The sequence below is a fragment of the Blastomonas fulva genome, assembly GCF_003431825.1.
Lineage (GTDB): Bacteria > Pseudomonadota > Alphaproteobacteria > Sphingomonadales > Sphingomonadaceae > Blastomonas > Blastomonas fulva.
In genome coordinates, this window is the sequence record NZ_CP020083.1 from 3,413,170 (window position 1) to 3,429,663 (window position 16,494).

The following is a 16,494-nucleotide window of genomic DNA, read 5'->3' on the forward strand; positions in this document are numbered from 1 at the left end:
CCACACGATGCGCGGTGACCGATCGGCATATCCTGCACGCGGGCGGCTGCTGCGACCGGCGCTGACGCTGATCGCAAGCGTCGCAGCGTCGAGTCCGCCGCTGCTCGCCCAGACGGCACAGGAAAGCGCGCCCGACGAAGGCGCCGCGGACCAAGCCTATGTCGACCGGCTGATCGATGGCGGCTCCCTGCCTGAACAGACCAAGGCGGGCGAGGACAGCAACATCAATCGCAAGGGCAACCTGCGCTCGCTGGTGGTCGAACTGGGCGGTTCGCGCATCGTGCCCAAGGCCCGGATCGAGGGGCTCGATGTCTCCGCATTCGATCAGGTGCAGGAAGAGCTCGGGCTCACGGTTTCGGGCCGCTACCAGACGATCAACTACGGCATGCTGGGCATCGACGCGCAGCTGCGCACCGGCACCGCGGCGCGCGCCTTCACCGCCTCGCAGGGCAGCGGCTTCAACGGCGCACTCACCCTGTCCAGCACTGGCCTGCCTCTTGGCAATGGCTGGGTGGTCGACAGCAGCGTCGGCAATGTCGCCACCCAATCGATCGACCTGCTGCGCCGCCAGCAGCGGTTCTTCATCCCGACATCCCCGTTGCTCGGCGGATCGGTGCAGTTCAACAGCTTTGCCCCGCTCTCGGTGCTCACCGCAGGGCTCGATCCCGAGCCTGTTGCCAGCTTCAATCTGGCGGTGGGTGAGCCCGGGCTGCTGGGCGGCATCCGACTGGGCAATTTTTCCAGCCTGTCGGGCCTCAGCATGACTGCAGGCGGCCAGGCCGATGTGGGTCCGGGCGTATCGCTGGGCTTTCAGGCCATCGCGGTCGATGACAGCCGCGATCCCTTTGCGATCATTCTGGCCACCGGCCCGGCGCAAGGCCAGGACCGCCTTTCGTCGCAAGGCGCGCTGGCCAGCGTAAAGGTCGAGAGGGATGGCTTCCAGCTGCAGACCAACACCATCTGGTCGAACCTCAGCGGCAACCCGGACCCCAATTTCGTGTTCCGCGAGACCGGCAAAGCGGGCGGTTTCTGGCTGGACGCAAGCCTGCGCCGGGGCCGCGCGGCGCATAGCGGCGGCTTCTATTACTTCGATCCCGGGCTGGCCTGGGGCACAGCGGCGATCGTCAACAACGCCTATGGCGCCTATTACCGATTTTCGGTTTCGTCGCAGCGCTGGCGCTGGACGGCGAGCGTGGATGCGGTGGAATCGGTCAACGGGCAAAGCTCCAGCGGCATCCTGGCCAATGTCGATGTCCGGCGGCAGCTGACCTTCCGCATGGCAGCGGGGCTCAACACCACGCTGCGGGTCGCCAACGGCCAGACCGCCAGCCAGCTGCTGGCATTTTTCGATCTGGCCTCCGATGTCGGAACCACCCGCATCGAGGCAGGGTGGAGCCACGATCCAGCATCGGACTTCTACCGCATCGGATGGAACCAGAACTGGACGCTCCCGGCCTGGCTTCCCTCGGGCAGCAGGCTGAGCACCCAGCTGTCGTTCGATCACCGCCGGATGCTGCAGCAAGCGATCGTGCCGGGCGATCCTGCCGGGGTCGAACGCGGCAACAGCATCGGCATCGGCATCAGCGGCGGCGCCAACCCGTTCACCGGTATCACCGTCGATGCGACGCTTGCCTATCGCAGCAACGCCAGCCGCTCGGCCCAGTCGCTGTTCGGCCCGGTCGATTCGACCGGAGGCGTGCTCGATGTGCTGGCATCGCAGCAGGACCAGGCGTTCTCGGCGACGCTGGTGGCCACCGCGCGGCTGTCGTCGAGCTGGACGCTGACCGCATCGTTCACCGATACGCGCTCGAGCCTGCTCAGTCGCAACGGGCTGATCGGCCAGGCGACCTCTCCGCTGGGCTTCACGCCCGAGGAGATCGCCCGCATCCAGCGCAGCTCGTTCCGCCTGCAGGCCGGATCGATCTCGCTGCAATATGTGTTCTCGGGCGGGCGCGCGCAGGGCGTGCTGGGGCGGCCCGAATATCCGGTGGGGGGAACAGGCTCGCTGCGAGGCCGCGTGTTCCTGGATGCCAACGCCAATGGCGTGCGCGATGCCGACGAGCGCGGCGTGCCCGATATCATCGTCATTCTGGATGGCCTGCAGGCGGTGCGCACCGATGCGATGGGGCTCTACCGGTTCGAAGGCGTCATCGACGGTCGTCACCAGGTAACGGTCAACGCGGATGCGCTGCCTTTGCCCTGGTCCATTGTCTCCGACCCCGCCACCAGCCGCAACGGCAACTATGCCGCAGCCATCGCCATGCAGGTGCGATCGGTGACCGAACTCGATATCCCGGCTATTCGCGAGTGAGCGGCTGACCCATTTCGAGCAGGCTGTCGTGCCGCGCGAGGCTGACCAGCCTCAGCCCATGCGCCGCGGCCTGATCGGCTGCGAGCGTCGATGCAGCTGAGATCGTCACCAGCAACGGCGCCCCTGCAATCACCGCCTTTTGCACCAGCTCGAAGCTGCACCGCGCGGTGAGCAGGATGAAATGGTCGCCGACGTTCAACCCCTGGCGCGCCGCGGCACCAAGCAATTTGTCGAGCGCATTGTGCCGGCCGATATCCTCTCGCACCAGCAGGATGCTGCCATCGGCTGCGCACAACGCTGCAGCGTGCGCGGCGCGCGTTACCTTGCCCAGGATCTGCCAATCGCCCAGTGCACCTGCCGCGCGGAACATGGCAGCGGGTTCGACGTCCAGCGTCGCTGCAACCCGGGCGAGCGGACGCATCACCTGTTCCAGGCTTTCGATCCCGCACAGCCCGCAGCTCCCCTCGGCCAGCCGCAACCGCGCCCGCTCGATCAGCGGCGCAGCGTTGGCGACCGCGAGCTGCACGCGCAGCACCCATCCACCCGCCTCGACCGGCGCGGCAAAGGCCGAGACCATCTCGGCCGGTGATGCTATCAACTGTTCGGACAGGCAAAAGCCCATCGCATAGTCTTCCAGATCCGATGGCGTCGCCATCATCACCGCATAGCCAAGCCCATTGATCTCGATCGCGATCGGCGCTTCCTCCACAAGAGCACGCTCAATATCGCGCGGGGGCGATCCATCCGCGAAATGCTCGCGCAGGCCAAATGGTCGCGCGCCTTCAACCATGCGTTGGTTCGAGGCCTGCGATCGCCGCTGCTGCGACCGGCTCGAGCACAGCATCGCTCTGACGGCGCAGTCCATCGATCATCCGGGGGCTCCAATAGGCGCGGATATGCGCGGCCACCGCGCCGACCGGATCCTCGTCTAACGCGAGATTGCGCGCGATCTGGTTGGCCATGTGGACCAGCTTGTCATCGGTATACGCACTCACTCGGCGGGCTCCATCGCGCTGTCTTGGCCTGCGATGCGGCGCGAATGCGTCGCCTGCGCCTCATAGGCCTCCTGCCAGTCGCTGGGTCCGTTACTAGGCGCGACCTGCACCGCCGTCACCTTGTATTCCGGGCAATTGGTCGCCCAGTCGGAAAAGTCGGTGGTCACCACATTGGCCTGCGTCGCGGGGTGGTGGAAGGTGGTGTAGACCACGCCCGGCGCGACACGGTCGGTCACCACCACCCGCAGCGTCGTTTCGCCCGAACGGCTGGCGAGCCGCGCCCAGTCGCCGGTACCCAGCCCGCGGTTCTCGGCATCGACCGGGTGCATCTCCAGCAAATCCTCCCGATGCCAGACGGTGTTGGCCGTCCGCCTTGTCTGCGCGCCGACATTGTATTGGCTAAGCGTCCGCCCGGTGGTCAGCAGCAGCGGAAAGCGCGGGCCTGTGCGCTCGTCGGTGGGCACATAATCGGTGACCACGAACCGTCCCTTGCCGCGCACAAAGCCATCGACATGCATGATCGGGCTGCCATCGGGCGCAGCCTCGTTCACCGGCCATTGCAGCGAGCCTTCGGCATCCAGCCGGTCGTAGTTCACGCCGGAAAAGCTGGGAGTCAGCCGCGCGATCTCGTCCATGATCTCGGACGGGTGAGTGTAGTTCCAGCCCAGCCCGATCGCGCGCGCGAGTTCCTGTGTCACCTGCCAGTCCTCGAGGCCATTCAACGGCTCCATCACCTTGCGCACCGGCTGAATGCGGCGTTCGGCGTTGGTGAAGGTGCCGTTCTTCTCGAGGAAGGTCGATCCGGGCAGGAAGACATGCGCGTAATTGGCGGTCTCGTTGAGGAACAGGTCGTGGACAATCACGCAGTCCATCGCTGCCAGCCCTGCCGCGACATGATGCGTGTCCGGGTCGGACTGCAAGATGTCCTCGCCCTGGATGTAGATCGCCTTGAACGTGCCGTCGGTGGCGGCATCGAGCATGTTGGGGATGCGCAGGCCCGGCTCCGGATCGATCGCTACGCCCCATTCGGCCTCGAACAGCGCGCGCGCCGCGGGATCGGAGACGTGCCGGTAGCCCGAAAGCTCGTGCGGGAAGCTGCCCATGTCGCACGCGCCCTGCACGTTGTTCTGCCCGCGCAACGGGTTCACGCCCACGCCGGACCGCCCGATATTGCCCGTCGCCATCGCCAGGTTGGCAATCGCCATCACGGTGGACGAGCCCTGCGAATGCTCGGTAACTCCCAGCCCGTAATAGATCGCGCCGTTGCCGCCGGTGGCAAAAAGCCGCGCCGCACCGCGCACCGTCTCGGCATCGACCCCGTTGACGGCCGCAAGGAATTCGGGGCTATGGCGCTCCTCGGCAACGAACTCGGCCCAATGGCTGTATTCGTCCCAGTCGCAGCGCTCGCGGATGAAGGCCTCATCCGCCAGTCCTTCGGTGACGATGACGTGCGCGATCGCGGTCAGGATCGCCACATTGGTTCCCGGGCGCAGCGGCAGATGATAGTCCGCCGCGATGTGCGGCGAGCGCACCAGATCGGTGCGCCGCGGATCGATGACGATCAGCCTCGCGCCTGCGCGCAACCGCTTCTTCATCCGGCTGGCGAACACCGGATGGCCGTCGGTAGGGTTGGCGCCGATCACCAGAATGACGTCGCTGTGTTCCACACTGTCGAAATCCTGCGTCCCGGCAGAGGTTCCGAAAGTGGTCTTGAGCCCATAGCCGGTGGGCGAATGGCAGACCCGCGCGCAGGTATCAACATTGTTGGTGCCGAACCCTGCGCGGATCAGCTTCTGCACCAGAAACGTCTCTTCATTGGTACAGCGGCTGGAGGTGATTCCGCCCAGCGCGTTGCGGCCATAGGTGTCGCGGATAGCGTTGAGGCGCGCGGCGGCATAGCCCAAAGCCTCGTCCCAGCTGACCTCGCGCCAAGGCTGGTCGATGGTCTCGCGGATCATCGGTTTCAGGATGCGTTCCTGGTGCTGGGCATAACCCCAGGCGAAGCGTCCCTTGACGCAGCTGTGGCCGCGATTGGCCTTGCCATCCTTCCATGGCACCATCCGCACCAATTGCTCTCCGCGCATCTCGGCGCGGAAGGTGCAGCCGACGCCGCAATAGGCGCAGGTGGTGACGACCGAGCGCTCCGGCTTGCCGATCGCCTTGACCGTCTTTTCCTGCAGGCTGGCGGTCGGGCACGCCTGGACGCACGCGCCGCACGAGACGCATTCGGAGGACAGGAAGCTGTCCGAGGCCAGCCCGGCGGACACCTTGCTGGCAAAGCCGCGCCCGTCGATGGTCAGCGCCAGCGTGCCCTGCACCTCGTCGCAGGCGCGCACGCAGCGCGAGCAGGTGATGCACTTGGCCGGATCGAAATCGAAATAGGGATTGGAGGTATCGACCGGCGCTTCGAGATGGTTGGCGCCTTCATAGCCATAACGCACATCGCGCAGGCCGACCGCGGCGGCCTGGTCCTGCAGTTCGCAATCGTTGTTGGCGCTGCAGGTCAGGCAGTCGAGCGGGTGGTCGGAGATATACAGCTCCATCACCCCGCGCCGCAGCTTTTCGAGCCGCGGGGTCTGGGTGTGGACGGTCATGCCCTCAGCCACCGGGGTGGTGCAGCTTGCCGGCGTCCCGCGCATCCCGTCGATCTCGACCAGGCACAGCCGGCACGATCCGAACTGCTTGAGATTGTCCGTCGCGCAGAGCTTGGGGATCGATCCGCCCGCCAGCGCGGCAGCACGCATCACAGTGGTACCCGCCGGAACGGTGACTGTGCGGCCGTCGATCAGGCAGGTGACTTGGGTGTCGCTCGCCACCAAAGGCGTGCCCAGATCGGTCTGCCGTTCATAGCCCATGGCTGCACTCCTGGAAGCTGGTCATTCCGCCGCCACCTGCTGCTGAGGCTCGGCGCCGAAATCTTCGGGAAAGTGGCGCAGCGCCGATAGCACCGGATAGGGCGTGAACCCGCCCAGCGCGCACAGCGATCCGAACTTCATCGTCTCGCACAGATCCTCGATCAGCGCGATCTCGTCCGAAAGAGTGCGGGGAGCCTTGGCGGCATTGCGCATCTGCGGGAGGTGCTCGACCGGATCGGCAGCGCGGCCCGAGCGGCTGCGGATGCGGTCCATCACCTCGACCCCGCGCACCGCGCCGATGCGGCACGGCGTGCACTTGCCGCAGCTCTCGGCTGCGCAGAACGCGAACGCGAACCGCGCCTGCGCGCTCATGTCGGCGGTGTCGTCGAACACGGTGATCCCGGCATGACCGATCAGCGCGTCGGCGGCGGCGAAGGATTCATAATCGAACGGCAGATGGAATTCCGATGGCGGATGATAAGCACCCAGTGGCCCGCCAACCTGCACCGCGCGCACCGGGCGCCCCGAGGCCGTGCCGCCGCCGATATCCTGGACCAGTTCGCCCAAGGTGATGCCAAAGCCGATCTCGAACAGCCCGCCATGGCGGATGTTGCCCGCGAGCTGGATCGGCATGGTGCCGCGCGAGTGACCGAAGCCGATGTCCGCATAGGCTTGCGCCCCATTCGCAAGGATAAACGGCACCGCCGCCAGCGTCAGGACATTGTTGACGACGGTGGGCTTGCCGAACAGCCCTTCGAGCGCGGGAAGCGGCGGCTTGGCTCGCACCTCGCCGCGCTTGCCCTCGAGCGAATTGAGCAACGAGGTTTCCTCGCCGCAGACATAGGCGCCTGCGCCCACCCGGACCTCGAGCACAAAGGGTGCGATCAGCTCTGCGCTCAGCGCCACCGCCGCTTCCATCTTGGCGATGGCGTGCGGATATTCGCTGCGGATGTAGACATAGCCCCTGTGCGCGCCGACCGCGTGCGCGGCGATTGCCATGCCCTCGATCAGCATGAAGGGGTCGCCCTCCATCACCATACGATCGGCAAAGGTCGCGCTGTCGCCTTCGTCGGCGTTGCAAACGATGTATTTGAGCGCGCCCGGCGCGTTGGCGACGGTCTTCCATTTGATCCCGGCGGGAAAGCCCGCACCGCCGCGTCCGCGCAGTCCCGAGCGTGTGACCGTGTCGATCGTCGCCTCCGGCCCGATCGAGCGCGCCCGCTCCAGCCCGTGCCAGCCGCCGTGCGCGGCATAGTCCTCAAGGCTCAATGGCCGGGTCTTGCCCGCCCGCGCGAAGGTGAAACGCTGCTGCCGGGCGATGAAGGGGTGATCTTCGATTGCGCCCAAGGCCTTGGGCGAGCTGCCCGCAAGCACTGCAGCCACGTCGCCGGGCGCAAGCGGACCGAAGCCCATCCCGTCGATCTCGGCGAGCGGCTCGAACCAGTGCATCCCCCAGGACGAAACCCGCTCCACGATGCAGCCAGCCTCGGCAAAGGCCCGCGCCACGGCATCTGCCCCGCACGCGATCGCCAGCGCATCGTCGGATATCCGCACCAGCGTCATGCCATGTCCGCCATCAACTGGCCCAGCCGCGCCGCATCCAGCCGGGCGTGGAGCGTATCGCCCACCATCGCGTTGGGGCCGACGCTGCAAAGGCCAAGGCAATAGACCGTCTCGACCTTCACACCCGCAACATCGGGCAGATCACGCACCAAAGCCTCGACCCCGCGCGCCTGGCAGGCTTCGGCGCGGCAGAGCTTGACCACCCTGCGCGGTTCGGGCGCGGAGTGGAAATCATGGTAGAAGCTGACCACGCCGTGCACCTCGGCGCGGCTGAGATTGAGCGCCTGCGCGATCGTGCGCACCGCCTCTTCGGGGACATGGCCCAGCGCCGCCTGCACATCGTGCAGGATCGGAAGCAACGGCCCTTCACGGCCCGCATGGGCGGCGATGATAGTCTCGATCCGTGTCATGACCGCGCAACGATGCGAGCGCAGCCCGATCGGGTCAAATCAATAGATCCGAACAGTGATAGGATATTTCTATCAGACTTGCTCCGAGACCAGATCACGCGCGGCGGACAGTCCTGCCTGCACCACCGCGCTGAGCGGGCTGCGGTTCATCACCACCAAGCCGATCCGCCGGGCATCGCCCTCGTCCGCGACCGGCAGGAACCGCGCCCAGTCCAGCCCCTGCAGCAGCTCGCCATAGCTGTGCGGGATGATTGTGCTGAACCGGCCCGACCGCACCATATCCAGCAAAACGACATAGCTGTCCGCCACCGCGCGTGGCACGATCGACGTGCCCAGCGCTGCCATCCGCGCATCGAGGATGCGGCGAAACTGCATCGACTGGTGCAGCAGGCACAGCGGCGTTGAAACAATCATCTGCCAGCTCGCCTCGGTGACCGCAGCATCGATCCCATCGGCGCGGGTGACGAAGAGATAGCGCTCGGCATCGAGTGCTATCGACAGCGTGTTGGCAGGCGGCTCGTGGTCGAGATAGGTCAGCCCCGCATCGCATTCAAACGCATGCAGCGCACGGTCGATCTCGCGCGAGGTTGCCGACCGTACCGACAGGCTCAGCCCCGGATTGCGCCGCAGCAGCGCCTCGCCGAACCGCCCGGTGAGCGATTGCGCGGCGGGGATCGCCATCAGGCTGAACTCGCCGCCCAAAGGCGCGGCACTGGCCGATAGCGTACTGGCCATGCTGCCCACCGCACCCAGGATCTGCTCGGCCCAGGGCAGGATCGCCTCGCCATGGCTGGTCAGCCCGGCAAAGCGTCGGTCGCGCTCGACCAGGCGATGGCCGAGGTCGGCTTCGAGCGCGGACAGTCCGGCCGAAAGCGTGGGTTGCGATACGCCGCACTCCTCCGCAGCCCGGGCAAAGTGCCGTTGCCGCGCTATCGCCACGAAGTAGCGCAGCTGCCTCAGATGCATTCCCCACTCCCCCGTTCAGCCTCGGCCCTTCGATAGCCATATCCTATCAAGCGGCCGGCCGCCAGCATCCTGCCCCTTTGCGCAGCCGGAACGAACGAATTGACGAATTCACCGCGCCCGTCCACTTTTGCTCGGGTGCAACAGAGGAATTACGTGCATGCATTTTGCAGTCAGGCGTCATCGCAGCAAGTATCTGGCGGTTTTTCTCGCAACGACCGCGCTGATTACTGCCGCTCCTCTGCAATCCGCGCCAATCGATGCCTCGAAGCTTGACGACGCCGCGCTCGCGGCTGCGCTCGGCGAGGCACGCGGGCGCAGCAAGCCGCTGCTGTGCGATGAGCTCGTGCCGCTGACCGCCGAAGCGCTGAAGCGCGCCGCCGCGCCTGCCAATGCCGAGACCTTCGCGGCCGGCAATGCTGCATTGTGGTGCGCTATCGAGGAAAAGCGCTACGCCGACGCGTCCGCGGCGATCGAGCAGACCGAGGCGAAGCTCGGACGGCAGGAAGCGTTTGACCGGGTGGCGATCTCGCTCGATTCCTTCCTGTCGCGCCCCGAACAGGCCATCGCGCGGATCGATATCCTCGCCAAGACAGGTGGCGGAGAGGCGCTAACCAGCATCCCGCCCGAGGTGATCTACGATCTCAGCAGGGCGGCCACGACGGCAAAGCGACCCGATCTCAAGCTGGCGCTGTGGTCGTCGATCTATTCGGCGCGCTCGTTCGGCCAGCTCGATCCCGAAGTGATCGGCGGAACCGGGATCAACCTGCTGCAGGCCAAGGCCGATTCCGGGCTGCTTTCGGACAAAGACAGCGACCTTGCCGATCTGGTGACCAATGCCGGCGCCTATGCCGCGCTGCTGTCTCAAAGGCGCTATGCCCCGCTCTGGCCACATCTGGAAGAGCGGGCGGGCGACAATCTGGCCGAGGTGCTGAAGCTGGACGTGCAGATCAACGCCGAGCGCTTCAAGGCTGCCCCCAACGACACCGAGCGGTTCGCGGGCCTCATCTATTCGCTGCTGCAGAGCGGAAATCTCAAGCCCGCGATCGACGCCACCGAGCCGTTCCGTGAGGACGGCATGGACTATTCCGAGATCAACGAACAGATTGCCTGGGCGATCAACTCCATGGCCATCGCGCTGCGCGCCAGCGACCGTCCCGAAGAAGGTCTCAAGGCGCTCGACGCGCTGGCCTCGCTCGATCCTGAGCAGCATTCGTGGGTGGTAAACTTTGCCATCAACCATGCGGCCGCCCTCGCCGGAGAGGCGCGTCATGCAGAGGCACTCGCCTCTTATGACCGCGCGCAGCCGATTGCCGAAAAGCAGGGGTCCCCCTTCGCCCGCGCCATCATCACTGGCCAGCGCGCCTGTTCGCTGCACACCCTCGGGCGAACGGACGAAGCCGCCGCGATGCTCAAGGCGCTCGAGGCGGTGCGTCTGGATGCTGTCCAGGGCAGCATCGGCTCAGCCATGTGCGTGGGCCGCGATGATCTGGCGATCGCCTGGGCGCTGGAGGCGCTGGCCGACGACACCCATCGCCCCGTCGCCATCGCCGCGCTGCAGCCGCGCTATATGGAAAATACCCCGCCGGCCTGGAACGACCCCGAACCAAATCTGCTTCTCGCGAAAAGCCCCGAGCTTGCCGCGGCGTTCGAAAAGGTGGCGCGGGTGGTGCCCGAGCGGTTTGCACCGCTGGGCGGTAAGCCAAGGCTGGGGCCAAAGCCCGCCTCGAGCCAGCCGTGACGAGCAAACCGTCCGCTACCTACAGCATTGTCAGTAGACGCAGATTTTTCAACTGATAAGGTGCGCGCCATGCTCCGTGTCTTCAAGCGTATCGCCCTCGGCCTCGTCGCCCTGATTGTTGTCGTTGCCATCGCGCTGGCGGTGTGGGAGCCTTTGGTGGCCGAGGAGGGCAAGGCGCCCCCGGTGCGCAGCTACGATGTCGAGATTGTCCGCGACGATTTTGGCGTGCCCCACATCTTCGGCAAGACCGATCCCGATGTCGCGTATGGCGTGGCCTTCGCGCATGCAGAGGATGACTTTGCAACGCTGCAGGAAGTCGCCGCGATGACGCGGATGCGCAGCGGCGCGATGACCGGAGCGGACGGAGCGAAAGTCGATTTTGCCGCGCATCTGCTCGACATCCGCGGGACAGTGGATCGCAAATATGCGCAGCTTCCCGCCGATATCCGTGCGCTGCTCGATGCCTATGCCGCCGGGCTCAACCATTATGCCGACAAGCACCCCGACGAGGTCCGGCTGACCGGGCTGTTCCCGCTCAACGGACAGGATATCGCCGCCGGGTTCGCGCTGCGCTCGCCATTCTTCTTCGGGCTCGATTCGGTGCTCGGCGCGCTGGTCGAGGGCAACGACCTGCCGATCGAGGGCGGGCCGCAACTGACCGGCAAAGAAGTCGCGCGCGTCACCCCGATCGGCCCCGAGCCCGACATGAACGGATCGAACGCCTTTGCCGTGGCCCCTGCCCGCTCGACCGACAACGTCACCCGGCTGATCTCGAACTCGCACCAGCCCTGGCGCGGCGGCGTCGCCTGGTACGAGCTGGTGGTACACTCCGAAGAAGGCTGGGATTTCGCCGGCGCGACCTTCCCCGGATCGCCCTATCCATTTCTGGGCCACAACAAGACTCTGGGCTGGACCAACACGGTCAACCGCCCCGATCTGATCGATGTCTACAAGCTCGAACTCAACGACGACAAGACGCAGTACAAGCTCGACGGCAAATGGCGCGATCTGGAAGCCCGGCAGGTGTGGCTCAAGGTCAAAGTGGGGCCGTTCACCCTGCCCTATCCGCAGACCGTCTATCGCTCCGCGCACGGCCCGGTGATCCTCAACGCCAAGGGCGCGTTCGCCATCCGCTATGCCGGGATCGATGATCTCAAGATGCTGGAGCAGTATTTCCGCATCAACAAGGCGCGCAATTTCGACGAGTGGAAGGCCGCGATGGCGATCCAGGGCGTGCCTGCGACCAACTTCATCTATGCCGATGCGGCAGGCAATATCGCGATGGCGTACAATGCGCTGTTCCCCGCGCGCAAGCCCGGGGCGGACTGGCGCGGCGTGCTGCCTGGCAACCGCAGCGAGCTGATCTGGCATGGCCATCTGCCCTGGGGCAAGGTTCCGCTGCTGGTCAATCCGGCCTCGGGCTATATCATGAATGCCAACAACACGCCCTATGTCGCAGCCGGCCCGGGCGACGAGCTGGAGCCCGAGGCCTTCTCCCCGCTGATGGGGATCGAAAGCGACATGACCAACCGTGCGCGCCAGGCAATCAAGCTGTTCGAGGCGGCGGGCCAGATCGATGCCGCCACGCTCGAGCGGATCAAGTACGATGTCGGCTATGACAAGTCCGATTATGCCACCGGCTGGATCGCCGCCCTGCTGGCGGTCGAGCCCGAGGGTGACGAGCGGATCACGCAGGCGCAGGCGCTGCTCCGCGCGTGGGACTGGCAGATGGACGGCAAGGGCAAGGGCGACGCGCTCGCGCTGATGCTGATGCGTCCGGCAATGCGGCAGAGCTATCGCCGCCTGCCGCTGCCCGATGCGCGCGAGGAACTGACTGCCGCCATCGAGCACCTCACCAAGCATTTCCAGTCGCTCGACCCCAGGCTGGGCACCGTGCTGCGACTGCGTCAGGGCACGATCGATCTGCCGATGGATGGCGGATCGGACACACTGCGTGCCGCGACCTTGTGGGATGTTGACGAAAAGGATGGCCGCTTTGCCGTACGCCATGGCGACAGCTTCATCCAGTTCGTCGAATGGACCGCCGATGGCGCGGTGTCGTCGCGCTCGATCCAGCCTTTCGGCGCCGCCACCACGCGGCCGGACAGCCCGCATTATGCCGATCAGGCCAAGCTATTCGTCGAACACAAGACCAAGCCGGTCTATTTCACCCGGCAACAGCTGATGCCGCATGCCAAGCGGCGGTATCGCCCATGATTGCCGCTTGAAACGGGGCTCGCAGAGCTTATGGTTTCAATCAGCAACGTGTGGCGGGACCGGTCCCTGACGGACCCGCCAACGCGAACGACCAAACAAGCAGATCACGCTCCCAAGAGAGGTTCCTTTCCGATGTTCAAGCCCTTTCGCTCGCTTATCGCCGTCTCCGCGCTGGCGCTGACGGTCGCCATCGCGCCCGCTTATGCCCAGCAGGCCGCGCCGGTCGCCGAACTCGTCAAGACGGTCAACATCCCCTATCAGCAGTTCAAGCTGGACAACGGCCTTACCGTGATCGTCCACGAGGACCGCAAGGCCCCGATCGTCGCGGTATCGATCTGGTATGACGTCGGCTCCAAGCACGAGCCCAAGGGCAAGACCGGCTATGCCCATCTGTTCGAGCACATCATGTTTAACGGATCGGAAAACGCCAAGGGCGACTATTTCGAATATCTCAAGAAGCTGGGCGCGACCGATTTCAACGGCACCACCTGGTTTGATCGCACCAATTATTTCCAGACCGTTCCCAAGGCCGGGCTGGAAGGCGCGCTGTTCCTGGAAAGCGACCGCATGGGCCATCTGCTCAACGGGATCACCCAGGACAAGCTGACCAACCAGATCGGCGTTGTGCAGAACGAAAAGCGCCAGGGTGACAACCAGCCTTACGGCCTGGTCGAATACAAGCAGATCGAAATGCTGATGCCGACCGAGCATCCCTATGGCCACTCGACGATCGGATCGATGGCCGACCTGCAGGCGGCGTCGCTCGATGACATGAAGAAGTGGTTCACCGACCATTACGGCCCCAACAACGCGATCCTGGTGCTGGCCGGCGACATCAACGTCGCCGAAGCGCGGCCGCTGGTCGAGAAATGGTTCGGCGATATTGCGCGTGGTCCCCAGGTGGCCAAGCTCAATCCGCCGCTTCCCACGCTCGATGCCGTCAAGGTTGCCGAGATGAAGGACAAGGTTCCGACCGCGCGGTTGTACCGCTTCTGGTCGGTGCCGGGGCTCAACGATCCCGACTTTGCCGCGCTCGATGTCGCAGCCACGGTGCTTGGCGGACTTGCCAGCTCGCGGCTCGACAACATCCTGGTACGCGAGGAGCAGACCGCGGTCGCGGTGACGGCATCCACGCTGCCGTTCGTGCACGGCAGCGTTTTCGAGGCCTATGTCGACGTCAAGCCGGGCGCCGATATCGAGGCCGTCTCGAAGCGCTTCGACGAGATCCTGGCCGATTTCATCGCCAAGGGCCCGACCGCAGACGAGGTGCAGCGGGTCGCGACGCGCGAGGCGGCTGGCCGCATCGCGGGGCTGGAACAGGTGGGCGGCTTTACCGGCAAGGCGGTAACGCTGGCCGAAGGCGCGCTGTATTCGAACGATCCGGCCTTCTACAAGACGCAGCTCGAACGGCTGGCGGCGATGACGCCTGAGAAGGTGACCGCAGCGACCACCAAATGGCTCACCCGCCCGGTTGCCAAGCTGCACGTGCTGCCCGGCGAGCGCGACGCCTATGCCGATGACGCAGGCGGCAGCGCGGGCCAGGCCGAAGGCGATGGTCCCGCCATGCGCGCACCGCTGCCGCGCACTGGCGTGCTCGCCGCCCCGGCCTTCTACTCCAGCCTTGCCAGCGATGCGATGGCGGCAGGCGCTGCGAGCAAGCAGCCGCTCGCCGCGGTCGATCGCACCACCTTCCCCGAAGCGGGTGCGGTGCCCGATCTCGACTTCCCCGATGTCGAGGAAGCGACGCTCTCGAATGGCATCAAGGTGCGGTTTGCGCGCCGCAGCGCGGTCCCCGTGGTGCGCGTCGCGGTCAGCTTCGATGCCGGCTATGCCAGCGACCCCAAGGATGCGCTGGGCACCAACAGCTTGATGATCGCGCTGCTCAAGGAAGGCACCCGGACGCTCAACTCGATCCAGCTGGCCGAGGCGCAGGAGCGGCTGGGCACCAACATCAACGCGACATCGGATCTGGACCGCACCATCGTTTCGATGAGCGCGATGAAGCCCAACCTGGGCGCATCGCTCGATCTGCTCGCCGATGTCATCCGCAACCCGGCCTTCGATGCCAAGGAGCTGGAGCGCGTGCGCGTGCAGCAGCTCACCCGCATCCAGGCCGAGTTCAGCGAACCGCAGGGCATCGCGCTGCGCAACCTGCCGCCTTTGCTGTATGGCGCAAGCCACCCCTATGGCGTGCCGCTCACCGGCACCGGCGATCCTGCGGTCGTCACCAAGTTGACCCGCGATCAGCTCGCCGCCTATCACAGCCAGTGGATGCGACCCGAGCGCGCCTCGATCTTCGTCGTCGGCGACACCACGCTCAAGGACATGCTGCCGATGCTCGAGCAGCGCTTCGGCAAATGGCCGTCCAACCGCATGGCGCTGATGCAGAAGGATTTCAGCGCTGCTATCCCCGCCGGCCAGGGCCGCATCATCCTGATCGATCGGCCCAATTCGCCGCAGTCGCTGATCCTGGCGGGCCAGGTGCTCAACGCCAAGGGCACCGACAACCTGCTCGCGCTGGAAACCGCCAACGACATCATGGGCGGCGATTTCCTTTCGCGGATCAACATGGACCTGCGCGAGACCAAGGGCTGGTCCTATGGCTCGCGCTCGCTGATCCAGCGGCCCAAGAACGACGTGCCGTTCCTCATCTTCGCGCCGGTGCAGACCAACCAGACCGGACCCTCGGTCAGCGCGATCATCGATCAGATGAACGGCTTCATCGGCGACAAGGGCGTCACGCCCGAAGAGCTCGACCGCACGGTGAAGGGCAGCAGCCTCGAGCTCGCAGGGACCTATGAGCGCTCGTCCTCGGTGCTCTCGCAGATGCAGTCGGACGCGCTGTATGGTCGCCCGACCAATTACGCCGAGAGCCTGGCGGCGCAGTATCGCTCGATGGATGCCGCAAAGCTCAATGGCGCGATGCGCGAGGCGCTGGATCCCAAGACGCTGACCTGGCTGATCGTGGGTGACGCCGCCAAGATCGAGGATCAGCTCAAGGCATTGAACATGCCGATAGAAGTTCGCCGTGCTGCCCCGGCAGCCGGAGACAAATAAGCCGTAGTTACCCTTCAACCAACCCAAGAGAGGACTGAACATGTCAGTAGCTGGACAATATGATTGCGTCACCAAATCGCCGATGGGCGACCAGAAGTCGGTTCTGACCGTCAACGTCGACGGCGACAGCTGGACCGGATCGAATGCCGGCCAGATGGGCGCGCTCGACATCACCGACGGCAAGGTCGACGGCAACACGCTGACCTGGACCATGGACATGAAGGTGCCCATGCCGATGAAGCTGGAAGGCACAGCCACCGTCGATGGCGACACCATCACCGGCCAGGTCAAGGCAGGCGCCTTCGGCACCATGGCGATGACCGGCACGCGCAAGGCATAAGCCCAAGCAAGCGAAAAGCCCTTCCTTCGCAGACGGGGGAAG

Annotated in this window: 11 protein-coding genes; 5 read left to right on the top strand and 6 right to left on the bottom strand. The window is 65.5% G+C overall.

Going from position 1 to position 16,494, the window contains the following annotated elements; translation table 11 throughout:
* Positions 1–7 precede the first annotated feature (7 nt).
* Positions 8–2,311: an SdrD B-like domain-containing protein gene (locus tag B5J99_RS16165; protein ID WP_117352987.1), complete on the top strand. Its 2,304-nt coding sequence runs from the start codon at positions 8–10 to the stop codon at positions 2,309–2,311.
* Here B5J99_RS16165 and fdhD read toward each other — a convergent pair.
* The 6 genes from fdhD to B5J99_RS16195 all read right to left on the bottom strand — a co-directional run bounded on the left by fdhD (position 2,298) and on the right by B5J99_RS16195 (position 9,100).
* Entirely contained in the window at positions 2,298–3,101 is an 804-nt protein-coding gene (fdhD, locus tag B5J99_RS16170; RefSeq protein ID WP_054134530.1) for a formate dehydrogenase accessory sulfurtransferase FdhD, read from the bottom strand. The two genes, B5J99_RS16165 and fdhD, sit on opposite strands and share 14 nt — an antisense overlap.
* Positions 3,094–3,306 (bottom strand): formate dehydrogenase subunit delta, encoded by a 213-nt coding sequence (locus B5J99_RS16175; protein WP_211337837.1) that lies wholly within the window; start codon positions 3,304–3,306, stop codon positions 3,094–3,096. The genes fdhD and B5J99_RS16175 overlap by 8 nt, the downstream gene beginning before the upstream one ends.
* A complete protein-coding gene (fdhF, locus tag B5J99_RS16180) occupies positions 3,303–6,161 on the bottom strand; it encodes a formate dehydrogenase subunit alpha (protein ID WP_117352988.1) in 2,859 nt (952 codons plus the stop codon). The genes B5J99_RS16175 and fdhF overlap by 4 nt, the downstream gene beginning before the upstream one ends.
* A gap of 21 nt (positions 6,162–6,182) precedes the next feature.
* Positions 6,183–7,724: an NADH-ubiquinone oxidoreductase-F iron-sulfur binding region domain-containing protein gene (locus B5J99_RS16185; protein WP_117352989.1), complete on the bottom strand. Its 1,542-nt coding sequence runs from the start codon at positions 7,722–7,724 to the stop codon at positions 6,183–6,185.
* Positions 7,721–8,134 carry an NAD(P)H-dependent oxidoreductase subunit E gene (locus tag B5J99_RS16190; protein WP_069050206.1) on the bottom strand — a complete coding sequence of 138 codons (414 nt, stop codon included), beginning with the start codon at positions 8,132–8,134 and terminating at the stop codon, positions 7,721–7,723. The genes B5J99_RS16185 and B5J99_RS16190 overlap by 4 nt, the downstream gene beginning before the upstream one ends.
* Before the next feature lie 72 nt (positions 8,135–8,206).
* Positions 8,207–9,100, bottom strand: coding sequence for a LysR family transcriptional regulator (locus B5J99_RS16195; protein ID WP_117352990.1), 894 nt, complete (start codon positions 9,098–9,100; stop codon positions 8,207–8,209).
* Between the two features lie 157 nt (positions 9,101–9,257).
* On the opposite strand from B5J99_RS16195, the gene B5J99_RS16200 reads away from it, so the two are divergent.
* The 4 genes from B5J99_RS16200 (at position 9,258) to B5J99_RS16215 (ending at position 16,452) form a co-directional block, all read left to right on the top strand.
* On the top strand, positions 9,258–10,838 hold the full coding sequence (locus B5J99_RS16200) for a tetratricopeptide repeat protein (protein ID WP_117352991.1): 1,581 nt from the start codon (positions 9,258–9,260) through the stop codon (positions 10,836–10,838).
* Positions 10,839–10,907: 69 nt separating this feature from the next.
* Entirely contained in the window at positions 10,908–13,055 is a 2,148-nt protein-coding gene (locus B5J99_RS16205; protein WP_117352992.1) for a penicillin acylase family protein, read from the top strand.
* 132 nt (positions 13,056–13,187) lie between these two features.
* Positions 13,188–16,112 (top strand): M16 family metallopeptidase, encoded by a 2,925-nt coding sequence (locus tag B5J99_RS16210; protein WP_117352993.1) that lies wholly within the window; start codon positions 13,188–13,190, stop codon positions 16,110–16,112.
* A 40-nt stretch (positions 16,113–16,152) separates the two neighbouring features.
* Positions 16,153–16,452 carry a lipocalin/fatty acid-binding family protein gene (locus tag B5J99_RS16215; RefSeq protein WP_033926600.1) on the top strand — a complete coding sequence of 100 codons (300 nt, stop codon included), beginning with the start codon at positions 16,153–16,155 and terminating at the stop codon, positions 16,450–16,452.
* The last annotated feature ends 42 nt before the right edge of the window (positions 16,453–16,494 follow it).

Coding starts and splice junctions, on each gene's coding strand:
- B5J99_RS16165 (WP_117352987.1), top strand. CDS start 8: ATGCGCGGTGACCGATCGGCATATCCTGCACGCGGGCGGCTGCTGCGA.
- fdhD (WP_054134530.1), bottom strand. CDS start 3,101: ATGGTTGAAGGCGCGCGACCATTTGGCCTGCGCGAGCATTTCGCGGAT.
- fdhF (WP_117352988.1), bottom strand. CDS start 6,161: ATGGGCTATGAACGGCAGACCGATCTGGGCACGCCTTTGGTGGCGAGC.
- B5J99_RS16185 (WP_117352989.1), bottom strand. CDS start 7,724: ATGACGCTGGTGCGGATATCCGACGATGCGCTGGCGATCGCGTGCGGG.
- B5J99_RS16190 (WP_069050206.1), bottom strand. CDS start 8,134: ATGACACGGATCGAGACTATCATCGCCGCCCATGCGGGCCGTGAAGGG.
- B5J99_RS16195 (WP_117352990.1), bottom strand. CDS start 9,100: ATGCATCTGAGGCAGCTGCGCTACTTCGTGGCGATAGCGCGGCAACGG.
- B5J99_RS16200 (WP_117352991.1), top strand. CDS start 9,258: ATGCATTTTGCAGTCAGGCGTCATCGCAGCAAGTATCTGGCGGTTTTT.
- B5J99_RS16205 (WP_117352992.1), top strand. CDS start 10,908: ATGCTCCGTGTCTTCAAGCGTATCGCCCTCGGCCTCGTCGCCCTGATT.
- B5J99_RS16210 (WP_117352993.1), top strand. CDS start 13,188: ATGTTCAAGCCCTTTCGCTCGCTTATCGCCGTCTCCGCGCTGGCGCTG.
- B5J99_RS16215 (WP_033926600.1), top strand. CDS start 16,153: ATGTCAGTAGCTGGACAATATGATTGCGTCACCAAATCGCCGATGGGC.